Origin of the sequence: Maridesulfovibrio sp. (assembly GCF_965230075.1) — a bacterium.
Lineage (GTDB): Bacteria > Desulfobacterota > Desulfovibrionia > Desulfovibrionales > Desulfovibrionaceae > Maridesulfovibrio.
Map to the genome: position 1 here is coordinate 3,154,028 of NZ_OZ245945.1, position 13,915 is coordinate 3,167,942.

Annotated in this window: 14 protein-coding genes; 4 read left to right on the forward strand and 10 right to left on the reverse strand. The window is 50.3% G+C overall.

Going from position 1 to position 13,915, the window contains the following annotated elements:
* Positions 1 to 51: 51 nt before the first annotated feature.
* Positions 52 to 771 (reverse strand): DUF4198 domain-containing protein, encoded by a 720-nt coding sequence (locus ACO05Z_RS14360; RefSeq protein WP_421902859.1) that lies wholly within the window; start codon positions 769 to 771, stop codon positions 52 to 54.
* 241 nt (positions 772 to 1,012) lie between these two features.
* On the opposite strand from ACO05Z_RS14360, the gene ACO05Z_RS14365 reads away from it, so the two are divergent.
* From ACO05Z_RS14365 to ACO05Z_RS14380, 4 genes are read left to right on the forward strand one after another with little or no spacing between them, the layout of a single operon-like run.
* Positions 1,013 to 1,522 (forward strand): ATP-dependent zinc protease, encoded by a 510-nt coding sequence (locus tag ACO05Z_RS14365; RefSeq protein ID WP_421902860.1) that lies wholly within the window; start codon positions 1,013 to 1,015, stop codon positions 1,520 to 1,522.
* A 42-nt stretch (positions 1,523 to 1,564) separates the two neighbouring features.
* Entirely contained in the window at positions 1,565 to 3,130 is a 1,566-nt protein-coding gene (locus tag ACO05Z_RS14370; protein WP_421902861.1) for an inactive transglutaminase family protein, read from the forward strand.
* A gap of 1 nt (position 3,131) precedes the next feature.
* A complete protein-coding gene (locus tag ACO05Z_RS14375) occupies positions 3,132 to 4,070 on the forward strand; it encodes an alpha-L-glutamate ligase-like protein (RefSeq protein WP_421902862.1) in 939 nt (312 codons plus the stop codon).
* A 1-nt stretch (position 4,071) separates the two neighbouring features.
* A complete protein-coding gene (locus ACO05Z_RS14380) occupies positions 4,072 to 4,878 on the forward strand; it encodes a hypothetical protein (RefSeq protein ID WP_421902863.1) in 807 nt (268 codons plus the stop codon).
* Positions 4,879 to 4,961: 83 nt separating this feature from the next.
* On the opposite strand, the gene recJ is transcribed toward ACO05Z_RS14380, so the two are convergent.
* From recJ to ACO05Z_RS14425, 9 genes are all read right to left on the reverse strand, one after another.
* Positions 4,962 to 6,698, reverse strand: coding sequence for a single-stranded-DNA-specific exonuclease RecJ (gene recJ, locus ACO05Z_RS14385; protein WP_421902864.1), 1,737 nt, complete (start codon positions 6,696 to 6,698; stop codon positions 4,962 to 4,964).
* Positions 6,699 to 6,722: 24 nt separating this feature from the next.
* Positions 6,723 to 7,547, reverse strand: a complete 825-nt coding sequence (locus tag ACO05Z_RS14390) for a tetratricopeptide repeat protein (protein ID WP_421902865.1) — start codon at positions 7,545 to 7,547, stop codon at positions 6,723 to 6,725.
* 13 nt (positions 7,548 to 7,560) lie between these two features.
* Complete coding sequence (gene pyrF, locus ACO05Z_RS14395; RefSeq protein ID WP_421902866.1) at positions 7,561 to 8,253, reverse strand: orotidine-5'-phosphate decarboxylase; 693 nt, start codon at positions 8,251 to 8,253, stop codon at positions 7,561 to 7,563.
* A 1-nt stretch (position 8,254) separates the two neighbouring features.
* Positions 8,255 to 8,887, reverse strand: a complete 633-nt coding sequence (gene gmk, locus ACO05Z_RS14400; protein WP_421902867.1) for a guanylate kinase — start codon at positions 8,885 to 8,887, stop codon at positions 8,255 to 8,257.
* Complete coding sequence (locus ACO05Z_RS14405; protein WP_015852687.1) at positions 8,880 to 9,140, reverse strand: DUF370 domain-containing protein; 261 nt, start codon at positions 9,138 to 9,140, stop codon at positions 8,880 to 8,882. The genes gmk and ACO05Z_RS14405 overlap by 8 nt, the downstream gene beginning before the upstream one ends.
* Before the next feature lie 9 nt (positions 9,141 to 9,149).
* Positions 9,150 to 10,031, reverse strand: coding sequence for a YicC/YloC family endoribonuclease (locus tag ACO05Z_RS14410; protein WP_421902868.1), 882 nt, complete (start codon positions 10,029 to 10,031; stop codon positions 9,150 to 9,152).
* Between the two features lie 15 nt (positions 10,032 to 10,046).
* A complete protein-coding gene (mtaB, locus tag ACO05Z_RS14415) occupies positions 10,047 to 11,324 on the reverse strand; it encodes a tRNA (N(6)-L-threonylcarbamoyladenosine(37)-C(2))-methylthiotransferase MtaB (RefSeq protein ID WP_421902869.1) in 1,278 nt (425 codons plus the stop codon).
* A 55-nt stretch (positions 11,325 to 11,379) separates the two neighbouring features.
* Positions 11,380 to 12,582 carry a DEAD/DEAH box helicase gene (locus ACO05Z_RS14420; RefSeq protein ID WP_421902870.1) on the reverse strand — a complete coding sequence of 401 codons (1,203 nt, stop codon included), beginning with the start codon at positions 12,580 to 12,582 and terminating at the stop codon, positions 11,380 to 11,382.
* 310 nt (positions 12,583 to 12,892) lie between these two features.
* Positions 12,893 to 13,882: a class I SAM-dependent methyltransferase gene (locus ACO05Z_RS14425; RefSeq protein ID WP_421902871.1), complete on the reverse strand. Its 990-nt coding sequence runs from the start codon at positions 13,880 to 13,882 to the stop codon at positions 12,893 to 12,895.
* Positions 13,883 to 13,915: the final 33 nt, after the last annotated feature.

Consider the following 13,915-nt stretch of genomic DNA (forward strand, 5'->3'; position numbering starts at 1 on the left):
CCAAGTCCGGGGGAGGAAATCAATCAAGCTACTTCCGGTCAATTAGACCAGCTACTTCGTAGTTCTGAAACTCAGAGAAAATGCGTACCAGACACGACGGGTATCATCGAGACGCTTTTCGTACTTACCAATAATAACCTGACGGCCCTTAGGACCGATTTTTACATTGATGGGCTTGGAGTTTTTAAGATTCACCAGTTCGGGATGTTCAATGTTGCGGTCAGAGGTGGTGGAAATACGTGCACCTGCAGCAGGCATGGGCTTGCCTTCGTAGTACATCATGACCGGAAGTACATCACCTTCTTTCAGCTTGGTAGGATCCTTGAGAGGAACGATTTCAGCACGCTGTCCGATAGGTTTGTCCATGCTGTCCATCCATTTGAGGATTGTCTTTGAAAGCTTGTAGGAACGGCCTTCATCGACGATCTTACCGCAAACCTGTCTGGGAAGATCAAAGTTCTCCCAGCCGGCTTCTTCGGTATGATACCAATACTTGTTGTCAAACTCGACAGTAAGCATGGAATATTCGTCATCAAGCCATGCATAAGCTTCACCCTTGCTGTACACCGGCTCAAGAGCGGTTTTCCAATTATTCTCATTGATACCGGTCAGAGCCGTAATACGGCTGATGGGATACGGATCGGTAGATCCGGGATGACCGTACATCAAGTGAGCCTTACGCCCTTTTTTCTCCAGCCACATATCATGAGCGGAGCAGATAGAAGTAAAGGCCAAAACAAAGGCCATCGCCAAAATAATTTTCTTCATCATCAAATTTCTCCTTAATCGATTGTGAAAATGAATCTCATTCCCATTAGGGAGTAGAGATACAAATACAAAAATCAAATGTCAACAACAATCGCACTTAAAACAGGTTCCTTGACCTTTACGGTTAATTGTTGCACTCCATTGATGCGGTCGGGGTGCTAACTTGGGGGCTTTACTATTCTACAATAATAATCAACCCGAATCCGTCTCTGCACGTGATTCTGCGCCCAACCAGAGGATAATTATGCGCCACGCTCTACCAGCAATTATACTGCTGACAGCTATTATATTTAGTGCCTGCCCTGCAAAAGCTGATGAAAAAAACACCGATAATATCATCGCAGGCTACATCGAAAACGTGTCCATCAAAATTTGGGATCGCGAAGCACCGATTATCATGGAAGCTAAATTGGACACCGGTGCGGACAGCTCTTCGCTGCATGCTACAGACATTGTAATAAACAACAACAATAAGCATGTTTCATTCACTATCACCGACCAGCATGGGAAAAAACAGCGAATCACCTGCCCTTATGCCCGGATAGTACGTATCAAAAAACGCCCTTCCGGCTATCAGCGCAGGCCGGTCATTCCGGTGCAGCTAAAAATCGGACCCAAAACATTTGATGCTTTCGTCAACCTGACCGACCGCAGCAACTTTTCATACAAAATGCTCATCGGCAGGAAAGAACTGCGTCACGGCATCCTTATTGATTCATCACGCCACCACCGACTCAGTAAATCCGCTAAGTAAAAATTCGCATTCAAACCGTGAAATAAAACGGAAAGGTCAGCTATGAATTCTATTCAGCTTAAAATACTTGTTGCCTTGCTTCTTACTGTGGGGCTGGGCATGTTCAGCTACAAAGCCTTTGTACTCGGATTCCCCCTGACTCCGGAAGAACAGACCGAGATTTGGAATGTGGAAGCCCATGTTTCCTTTGAAGCCGAAGGCAGTCCGGTTAAAGCCACATTGCAAACCTTGAACAGGTTGCCCCAATATACCGTTACTGACGAATATTATATTGGCGATGACTACGGTCTGCTGCACGCCTTGCAATCCGCAGATGGAACCCCGCAGCATAGCCGCACCCCTGACAACGTCGTCGCGATCTGGTCCAGACGCTCTGCAAAAGGCAAGCAGGACCTGTTCTACTCTGCCCGTTTAAGACCCAAATACAGCAATGTTGAAGAAAGCTGGGTCCACCCCACTGAAATTCCCAAACTGAGCGATCCGCATTTCACAGAAGCGGAACAAGTAGCCGCAAACTCCCTGATAACCGAGGTGGGAAGTGAATCCGCTGATATAGAGACCTTCGTGCCCCAGTTAATGAAGCGACTCATGGAACCGGACAGCAATCCCGATGCAGCTTATCTGCTCCGCGACACTAAAAATACACTTGGCGCGGTGAATATGGCTGTACGCTTGCTGCATTTTTCCGGTATCCCGGCCCAGTCCGTACACGGAATAACCCTGTCCACCTCCAAGGACGCAGGCCTGAAGCACTGGCTGGAACTCTACCACAACGAAAAATGGCACATGTTTGATGTGGCCCAGGGAACCTTCGGGACTCCGGTTAATTTCGTAACATGGTGGCGAGGTAATGCTCCGCTGGCTACGGTCAGTGGCGGAAGCAACCTCAGCGTTACTCTTTCCGTTGTCCCGGCAACAGTGAGCACCCTTGGCAATGTTGTAGACCGGCTGGCAATCACCGCGCCGACCATACTTGAATTCTCCCTGTTCAACCTTCCGGTACAAGCGCAGGCCACCTACCGGATTATCCTGCTCATCCCAATAGGGGTTCTCCTGCTGGTATTTTTGCGTAACGTCATCGGCATTACCACCTTCGGTACATTCATGCCTGTACTGATCGCACTATCTTTCCGCGAAACACAGCTGCTCTGGGGACTGTGCCTGTTCTCCATAGTCATAATTCTAGGACTGGCAGTACGCCTTTATCTGGAACACCTCAAACTTCTGCTGGTGCCCCGTCTGGCCTGCGTGCTCATTGTAGTTGTGCTGCTCATGGCCGGAATCAGTATTATCAGCTTCAAGCTGGGCTTCCCGCGCGGGGTATCTGTCAGCCTGTTCCCCATGGTTATCCTAAGCATGACTATTGAACGCATATCCGTGATGTGGGATGAACTAGGTGCCGGAAAGGCCATCCAGCAAATCATCGGCTCCATGGCCGTAGCTGTGCTGGCCTATATTGCCATGAGCAACCTGTTTATTGAGCACCTTATTTTCGTATTCCCGGAACTCTTTCTGGTACTGCTGGGACTGACCCTCATGATCGGCCGCTACACCGGATTCAGGCTGCTGGATCTGATCCGTTTCCGCGCATTCCTCAAGGAAGGTTAATATGGGCTGGTTCGGCAAACTGAAAAAAATCGGAGTAGTGGGGCTCAACGGGCGCAACGGCGCATATGTGCTGCCCAACAACCCGCGTAAACTTTACCCGCTGGTTGATGACAAGATCACCACCAAGGAACTTACTCAGTCAGCGGGGCTCAACGTCCCGGAACTTTACGGAGTATTTCAGGCCCAGCACGAACTAAAACGGCTCCCGCAACTGCTGCAAACCCACGATTCATTTGTGGTTAAGCCTGCTCGGGGAGCCGGGGGAAACGGTATTCTGGTCATTACCGGAAAGCTCGGCCCACGTTTCCGCAAACCGGATGATTCGCTGGTTGCCGAGGATGCCATTTCTTTCCATATTTCAAATATCCTCAGCGGGATGTACAGCCTTGGCGGAATGCCGGACAAGGCTATGGTTGAATACTGCGTCCAGTTTGCTCCGGTATTCAAAAACATCGCTTATCAGGGAGTTCCGGACATAAGGATCATTGTCTATAAAGGCATCCCGGTTATGGCCATGCTCCGCCTGCCTACCAGGGAATCGGACGGCAAAGCGAACCTGCATCAGGGGGCTATGGGCTGTGGAATAGACATGTGCTCCGGTATGACCACCAGTGCGGTATGGAAGAACGATAACTGCACCCATCACCCTGATACCCTGCATCCCATTGCCGGAGTTGCAATCCCGGACTGGCCGGAACTGCTCAAGCAGGCCGCATTGGGTTACAGCGTGACAGGGCTGGGCTACCTCGGCGTAGACATCGTGCTGGATAAAAATCTGGGACCGCTGATTCTTGAACTTAACGCACGTCCCGGTCTGGCAATTCAGGTTGCCAATAAATGCGGCCTGCAACACAGATTGGACGAAGTCGATAGAGTCCATCAGGACCTGCACACCGAAACAGAACGGATTCAATATGCCATGGATAATTTCGGATCATAAGATGCAAAGAACAGTCTCAGCCTTTATCATCTGCTTAAGCTTCTGCCTACTCGCAGGATGTAAGCAGCAGCCGAAGATCATCGTACCTCCGGTGCCCCCTCTTCCAATTGAAATTGCCAAGGAGAAAGCACCGCTGGGCAAAAGGGAAGTAAGGCTGAATATAAGTCTGACCAGACAACCGGACAAATGCAAACTGCGCAAGGTCCGTTCTCAGAGCATGCCCACCGGGACCCGGATTTCCTATCCGGCCGGAGCGGATATCCTTCGTTTCCTGCAATATGATGAGGAAATCATCACCCTGCCCAAAATGCAGGCCACCCGTGATTTCAAAATTATATTGCTGACAAGGGATCAGAATCCTCCCCTGACCATAAACGGATATTCCAACGTAACTTATGAAATTTTGGAATCATCCCAACCCGGAGGAGTTGTCCTGCTGGATTCATTTTTCGGAACGCTGAATGAAGACGGGACCCTTTCCCCGACTATGTTCGTCCCCACGGACAGGAAGAATGTTTTCAGGAAAGTACAGGCAGAAATAACCCCGAAAAAACTGCGCTTCAAAAAAGTGATCAGAACCAACGTTCTACCAGATTCAGAACACCATTATGTGATCAGATTTGTAGGCAAAAAAGGTATGACCATCCTCTTTGAAATCCGCCATCTGGAAGGCGGCAGCCGCCCCAAGGTGGTCAACCGCCAGACCATGGAAATTCCACTGGGAACCCCGCTGATCGAAATCAACGGCCACAGGTTTAAAGTCCATACCGCGACTACAGAATTTATAGATATCGAAAGGTTGAGCTAAAAAAAAGCCTAGGCGAAGCCTTAATAGAAGGTTTAAGCCGCCGAAGGCGAAATCAAATCGACAACGCGCGCCAACGCATCAGCTCACTTCTTCATTCTTCGAGTGTAATCCTTAATAGTAAGTTCAATAGTAGGGATTCCGTTGAACTTGTCGATCTTGGGCGAGAAAGCGAAACGCATGGTAGAACCGATCAGTTCTGAGCCGAGTTCTTCGGCCATGCGCCAAGCCTTGGCGGGCATCTTGCGGCTCTTTTCCAGATCGGTGACGGTAAGCTTGACGTGAGCTTTACCCATGGGCCTGCGCTCCAAGACCTCCACCGGAGGTGTGGTAAAGACAGGTTCCGGATTGCCCATGCCGAAAGGCTGCATAAGTTCCAGTTCCTTGAGCAGCACGTAATCGATATTTTCCAGCGGCAATTCCCGGTCCACCTTTAGTGAAGCCTTTAACGGCTTGGAACCGATCTTGTCGATAACAGACTGATCAAAACGCTCGCGGAATTCGGAAAGCAAGTCCGCTTTGAAGGACATACCCGCAGCCAGCTTGTGCCCTCCGAAATTCAGGAAAAGCTCGGACATGGTGGTCAGACCTTCGTGAATATGGAATTCCTTGATGGAACGGGCTGATCCCTTGACGACTCCGTCCTCTTCACAAAGCATAACCGTGGGACGATAAAATTTTTCTACTACGCGCGAGGCCACAATACCGATGATGCCCGGATGCCAATTCTTGGAATACAAAACCAGTCCGGCCCGGCTATCCCTCTTGATATGCTCTTCGGCCTGCGCAAGGGCTTCCTGTAGAATGCGATCTTCCTCAGCACGGCGCTCAGTATTCAGCTCATCCAGAACCTTAGCAATGGGCCGTGCGGTCTCCATATCTTCAGCCATGAGCAGTTGGAGCGCCCGCCCCGGATCACCCATGCGGCCCGAAGCGTTAATACGCGGGGCCAGACCGAAACCGACCTGTCCGGCTCCAATAGCGGCAAACATGTCATAACCGCTGACCACCTTCAGCGCGGCCAAACCGGGACGCTTGGCTTCCTTGAGCAGAAGCAGACCATTCTTGACCAGAATACGGTTCTGTCCTTGAAGCTCAACCACATCGGCAATAGTTCCGAGGGCAACAAAATCCAGATAAGCGCGCACGTCAGCAGGATCACCGGGCAGCAGCCTGTTCAGCTGGGCCATGAGCATAAAGGCCACGCCCACCCCGGCCAAAGTGGCGCAAGGGCAATCTTCAAAGGTCTGTCCGTTGTATTCTGTGAGGCGGGGGTTGCAGATAGCTGCTGCGGGAGGAAGCTCATCGCCGGGAAGGTGATGGTCGGAAATGACCACGGTCATGCCCAGCTCATTGGCAGCTGCTATTTCTGTATTGTTGGTGATGCCGCAGTCCACGGTCAGCAGCAGGCCTATGCCCTGCTCGTGAAGCTTTTTGATTCCGTCCACGTTCAGGCCGTAGCCTTCCTCCAGACGGTTGGGCAGATAATGGTCGCATTCATAACCGCGGTCAGCCAGAAAAGTCTTAACCACAGCAGTGGAGGTTACCCCATCCACATCATAGTCACCCCAGACAGCCATTTTCTTACCTGCTGCAAGGCCTTCTGCCAAAACCTGTGCCGCAAGCTCCAGCCCGGGAATTTCCTTGGGCTGGCAGAGATTGCGCAGTCCGGGAGAAAGGAAAAGATCTATTTCTTCACGGCTCTGAAAACCACGATTCCAAAGGATTTCCGCAAGCAGTTCGGTAATACCGAGTTCATCAGCAATAGCAGATATGGAGGAAGGCAATTCCTCCTCGCTTCTAAGCTTCCAGATTTTAGGCAATTGGTGGCTCCGTGGATTTTCAGGCTAGAAATCTATCTCAAGATCTATGATGGGACCGTCTTTATCTTGTTTCTTCTTAAAAGCATCCATATCAATCTTCAGGTCATCTTCGTCGTCGGAAATATACCCGATCCCTTTGAGATAGGACCAGAACATGATCCCTTCTTCCAATTCAGGATTTAACTGCAAAGACTTCTTGATATAGTTGATGCAATTATCAAATTCGCCCTTTTCATAATAAGCACGGGCGATATTCAGGCAAAGGTTTTCATCATGCTTACTGATTTCCTCGGCCTTGTGATAATATTCAAGGGCCTGCTCGATCATCCCGTTGCGGCGCAAATTGATGCCGAAGTCGTTGAACAGGTGCTTGTGCTGCGGCTCATAAATAGCTCCGATGCCCACAAGCCGCCGGAAGACATCCTCGGCACGGGAAGTTTCCCCGCGCTCAAGGTAAGTCAAACCGAGGCCAAAATTGGCCCGCACATTTTCCTCGTCCACATCAATGGCATGCCCGAATTCGTACTCTGCGCTATAGCTTTCGCCATTAACGCGATGCCCTTCTCCACGTTGAATGGACCCATTCAGGGCATCCATACTCGGGCGCACAACTTCAGCATAATATTCCGGCTCCGGATGGTAGTGATCGAGAAACTTCTCCCGCTCAACGGTCATCTTCGGTCCGGAAGGGACGTTGTTGCTGTTAAGTGGCTGCACATCCAAGGCACCGGTATTCTGCTCTTCCACAAACCAGTAGGTCTTCTGCACTGACTGGCGGGTGGTGGTTCCAGTACCGACAGTTGATTCGGTTCGGGACGAGAATACTCCGGAAATTCGGTTGGCAGCCATAAACAACCCTCTCTTAGGAATTCATTTCCGCAACAATCCTGCGTGCAGCTTCAGCCGGATCATCCGCGCCGGTAATAGGCCTTCCGACAACGAGGAAATTGGAACCGCGTTCCACTGCCTGAGCCGGAGTAACAACCCTGCGCTGGTCATCGGAAACAGAAGCAGGACGGATGCCCGGAGTCAGGGCCAGAAAATCCTTACCGCATTTTTCCTTGATGGCTTCCACTTCCAGCCCGGAGCAGACCACACCGTCCAGCCCGGCCTGAGATGAGACAAGGGCCAGATCAAGCACAGCAGAGCCGAGTCCATCAGGAACCGGGAAGGGAATGTCATCTTCGTCCATGCTGGTCAGGATGGTGATAGCCATGAGCAACGGGCCTGCTTCTCCACCTGCACCTTCAGCACGGCCTTCGCGGGCTGCAATTGCCATACGTTCGCCGCCAAGGGCGTGCAGGCTGAGCATATCGGCTCCGGCACGAGTTGCGGAACGAACCGCACCTTTAACGGTATTGGGAATGTCAAAAAATTTCAGGTCCACAAAAACATTGAAGCCCATTTCTTTAAAACGGGTAATAATCTCAGGTCCTTCAGCGCAAAAAAGTTCAAGACCGACTTTGACCCAAGGGGCTACGCCGCGTACTTTTTCTGCCATTTCAATGGCACTCCGCGCATCTTTAAAATCAAGGGCGACTACTAATTCAGACATATTACTCCCAAGTGCTTAAAATACTTTCAAGAAGTCCCGGATTGCTGCAGGGACGGTTTTTTCCGGCAAGATAGATGGCCTTAAGTTCCGCGTAAGCTTTATCCAGATCGTCGTTGACGATCCAATACTCAAATTTCGGTGCGGAAGCCATTTCCTTCATAGCATTCATCATGCGGCGGTTGATGACCGGCTCGGTGTCGGTGTTACGTCCTTCAAGACGCTTACGCAATTCACCGTAGGACGGGGGCATCAGGAAAACGAACATTCCATCAGGCATAGATTCCATCAACTGCATGCAGCCCTGAAAATCAATGTCGAAAAGGATATCCATCCCCTTGAAGAGCATCTTCTCAACGGGCTTTTTCGGAGTGCCGTAGAAATTACCATGAACCTCGGCCCATTCTGCGAATTCCCCGGCTTCCAGTTTTTCGTTGAACTCATCAACACTCAGAAAGAAATAATCCTTACCATCCTCTTCACCTTCACGCGGATCACGAGTGGTGCAGGAAATTGAAAAGCCGATCTGCGGAAACTCTTCACGCAGCTTTTTCACCAGCGTACTTTTCCCGGTGCCGGACGGAGCACAGAGGACCAGCACCTGTCCTTTCTTTTCCGGGATAAGTCTATCAGTCATTTTCAACCTCCTCGGAAGTGTAACGGTGTCCGATGGTTTCCGCCTGAATTGCCGAAAGAATGACATGGTTGGAATCGGTAACAATAATGGAACGGGTCTTACGGCCCTGAGTGGCGTCCACCAACCGGCCTTCCTGTCTGGCATCCTCACGCAGTCTGCGCATGGGTGAAGAGGAAGGGTTAACGATGGTGATCACACGGCTTGAAACCACAAAGTTACCAAAACCGATATTTAATAAAGTCTGCTTCTGCATTTTACCGAATTACTCAATATTTTGGACCTGTTCACGACATTTTTCAAGTTCGGCCTTGAACTCAACCACAACTCTGCTCACTTCGGAATCCTGACACTTGTTACCACAGGTGTTGATTTCCCTGAAGGTTTCCTGCAACAGGAAATCAAGGCGTTTACCGGCGTCTTTGTTGCCACGCAGGACTTCAAAAATACGCTCAAGGTGAGCATCAAGTCTGGTGATCTCTTCGGAAACATCCAGCTTGTCGGTCAGGATGGATACTTCCTGTACCATGCGGTCTTCAATGTATTCCGCACCGAGAGTTTCCATGTTGCCTTTGACTCTTTCAATCAAGGCTTCGCGCTTGGTTTCGAGGATTTCAGGAACCTTAACCTTAACCTGCTCGGTGTATTCCTTGAGGAGGGTAAAGCGCTCTTCAAGATCACGGACGAGGTCTTCGCCTTCGTCTTTTCTGGATTCCTTCCAGTTAGCCAGAGCTTTTTCCAGACCTTCGCTGATGGATTTAGCCATCTGCGGATCAGGTTCGCTGGAAGCATCGCGCCAGAGGCCGGAAATATTGAACAGACGATTGTAATCCGGGGTAAATCCCACGCCGTCAGCAGCTGCCATATCTTTCAACTGGTCGACCATGGCTTTGGCCTGCAGCTGGTTCAGGCTAATGCCCAACAGCTCGGTGCTGAAGACTTCAAGGTTCAGGGAAAGGTCCACGCGACCGCGGGAGCCGTATCTACGGACAATCTTTTCCCAGCGGGATTCATATCCGCGCAGGGAATTGGGCAGACGCCATTTCAGGTCCAGAAAACGGGAATTCACACTACGGATTTCCCAAACATGGCTCCATTTGTCTTCGGTGGTCTCAGCGCGACCAAATCCGGTCATACTTACGGGCATTTATTGCTCCTAAATTTATTTTATTTTTACCAGCAGGCTGTCGTTGTCAGCACGTACGGGTTTTACTTCTACTAAATCACGGGGCACTTCGTTTTCGAATCCTTCTTCCAGAATACAGGTGGAATAGAATTCACAGATGCCCTTGTTTTTGTTTTGGAAAAGGACTTTCAGCGAGTCCATTTCTGAAATTTTTTGCAGGAATTCCTGCTTCTTTTCTTCCACCAGTCCACGCAGAATCCGGCCCCGTTCCTTTTTGGTCGGGCCGTCCATCTGTCCTTTCATGGAAGCTGCCGCGGTGCCCGGACGTATAGAGTACGGAAAAACGTGCGCATAAGATAGGGGCAGTTTACGGCAAAATTCAAGCGTATTTTGAAACTCTTCCTCGGTTTCACCGGGGAAACCAGTCAAAATATCCGCACCAAGGCCGAAAACGGGCCATATTTCCTTAAGCTTATCCAGAAAGACTAAAACATCTTCGGGCTTGTAGTGGCCCCGTCCCATACGTTTAAGCACCTGACGGTCACCGCTTTGCAGGGAAAGGTGCAGTTGCGGACAGATCAACTTGGACTTGGTAAAAATCTCCAGAGCGCGCTCCTTAAGCTGTCCCGGTTCAAGGGAGCTGATGCGCAGCCTTGCGAGTCCGGCCCACTCTGCTCCGAATTCATCTTCAATACGCTCCATGAGATCCCAAAAATCGATCTTCTCTTCGAACTCACGCCCGTAATGGCTTAAGTTAATACCGCTGATGATCATCTCCCGGAATCCGGCCTCAAGCAGTCTGGAAATTTCCTTGAGCACATCGTCAGCAGCACGGCTTACACTAGGCCCTCTGGTGATGGGTACGATACAGTAGGTACAACGGTGGGAACAGCCGTCCTGAACTTTGACTACCGCCCGAGAGCGTTCGTAGTCGTCGATTTCAAAAGGCTGAAAAATTGTGGAGCCGTCAGTCGCTTCGGGCTGTTCGTCAAGCTTAAGCAGTTCGAATTTACGTTCCTGAGGGATAACATCGGCAACACCGGGAAGCTCGGACAATTCATTGGCAAAGACCTGAGCCGCGCATCCGGCGATAATAATCTTCCCTTCAGGGTTGCGACGGTTGATACCACGCACGGTCTGGCGCAAATCGCGAAGAGCCGCCTGAGTCACAGCACAGGAATTGATGATGATTTCATGGGCCTCGGCATCACTTTCAGCCTGCTCATAGCCCATGCGCAACCAGCGTTCGCGTACTGATTCGCTTTCATATTGGTTGATCTTACAACCTAAGGTGGTGATCCAAAATTTTTTCATTACCGTATCCATGTTATCCGCTCCTTTTATCATGGAGCCTTAAGATATAAAACTATTACTTTTTATGTTGGGTATTGCGCTTTTTGCGGCCCTTTTTATCTGGAACGGGTGCAGAGAAATCAAGCTTGGGAGCATTGTAATTAAATGTATCCAGATAGAAGAGTTCCAATCCGTAACCGAGTCCTTCCTCAATCTCAGCGAGCCGCGCCTTATCTTCATCAGCGACAAAGGTATAGGCTGTGCCCTTGGCATCAGCCCGCCCGGTCCTGCCGGTGCGGTGGACAAAAATTTCTAAATTGTCCGGCATATCGTAGTTGATGACGTGTGAAATATTTGAGCAGTCAATGCCCCGTGCAGCGAGGTCAGTAGCCACCAGCACGGTAAAATCACCGAACTTGAAGCCGCTGAGGGTGCGGTTGCGCTTGCTCTGGGAAAGATCGCCATGCAGGTCCGCAGCAGCCAGACCGCCTTTGACCAAACGCTGGGCAAGCCGTCTGGCCCAACGCTTTGTACGCACAAAAACCAGTACCCGCTCAAATTCAATTTCCTTGAGCAAGACCTTAAGAAAACTCTGTTTCAAATGCAGAGGGACCGGACAACTAAACTGGCTGACCCCGTCCGCACTGACCGTCACCGCAACCCGTACCACTTCAGGATCGTGCAAAATATTTTTAGAAAGCTTGCTGATTTCATCGGGCATGGTGGCGGAGAACATCAGATTCTGACGCCTGGTAGGAAGCTTTGCGAGAACCTTTTCCACTTCATCCATGAAGCCCATATCAAGCATACGGTCCGCTTCATCCAGAACGAGGGTATCCACGCGGGAAAGGTCTATTTCCTCACGCTCCAGCAGATCAAGCAGCCTTCCGGGAGTGGCATTAACCACAGTGACTTTCTTGACTTCCTTGGCCTGCTTGCCGATCCCGGCACCGCCGTAAACAGCTGCACTGCGGATTCCGGTCTGCCGTCCCAGTTCAATAAAGCTCTCATGGGTTTGCAATGCCAATTCACGGGTGGGAGAAAGAACCAATACCCGCACCGGGCCGCGCTTTTCCGCTTCCGCATCCAGCAAGCGCTGCAAAACAGGAAGCACAAAGGCGGCAGTCTTGCCAGTCCCGGTCTGAGCAAGGCCCATGACATCACGTCCCTGAAGCACGGCAGGAATCGCCTTAATCTGCACAGGGGTCGGAACCTCATATCCGGCACTGCGAATGCCCGAAACAAGACGCATGTCAAATTTAAACTGGTCGAAACTCAAGCAAGACTCCATAGAATAAAACATTTTTGCCTTCGGCGACCCCGCCGGGGCCTTAACCCCTTTTCCAAAAGGGTTTAAGAATCCCAAAAAGTTTTAATAGGGCTTCGCCGCCTTTTGAGTCAAAGGCTGTCTTAATGCGCTATATGCGAAGCTTATTAAAAAGTTTTGAGGGGATGGGGTCTGGGGAAGGTCAACTTTTCCCAAAAGTTCCCCTTCCCCAGCAGCCGGAAGCATTCAAAATAAAAAAAGCGCGCCCCTTTCGAGGCGCGCGGATCATTATATATTTATGATGTCGTGTAAAGCGTTGAATCTACCACCTGCGCGGCAGCCTGCGCTGTGCCCACTCGGACAGATAGGGCAGCAATTCTTCGCCAAGCTGATGCAGGGGCACAATATTCCCTTCGATTATGATGCCTTGCGGAAACAGGTTCATATCATGATATTCTTTGGGTCCCTGAAAGGCGGTATTTTTTGCCAGCAGCACGGAAACATTCAAATCCTTGCAGAAAGCGATCAGTCCTTCGGGGAAGAAGGCGGCATCCTTAATATTTTTACCGAGCGTGCGGAACAGTGTCTTGCAAATGGAAACAAAATGTTCGCGACGCAGGGGCTGGTGCATAGCAGCCACGGTCTCGTTGGAGACAAAGGTAACCACCTTATTGGTCAGCGGAGCGTAATTCTTGGCATCACGTGCATCGCCGAGGATAATTTCGGCAATGCCCAGTTCCTTAAAAATCTTGTAGCTCTGCAAACCCACCATCTTATCATATTCAATGCCATAAAGGATGATGTTCTTGAAACCGTTGCGGCGGGCATGGATATGCTGAGCCAGAAGCAGGATTCCGGTTCCGGTTCCAATGTCCAAGCCGACGTATTCATCCTGTTCAAGGAGCTTGGGAGAAATATTCTGGGTGACGATAGAACGGATGATATGGCTGGTTTTGGTGATGTCCGCAAGCATACGCAAGGAGAAAGACCACTGACGCAGATAATTCATCAGCTCAATATCATCATCGGGTTCATTAAGGCTACGATGGCGACTGAACATTTCACACAGCTTGCTCACTTCCTCAAGGGATACGGGCTGATCAAAACCGCCCTTATGCACGTAGCAATAAAAAAATTTGAGAACCATTCCCATGATCATGGAATCGGAAATCCTGACCGAGGGATCGCTCATGCGGTCTACATCCTCCAGCAAAGGACTGTCAGAATATAGTGACGGATCAATGACCATCTCTTCCGGGCCCATGAACGCATGGTGAATCTTACCCATCTCAACTGTGCTTTGTTCCTGCATTTCAACACTCCTTGCGAACATCATATATTAAAA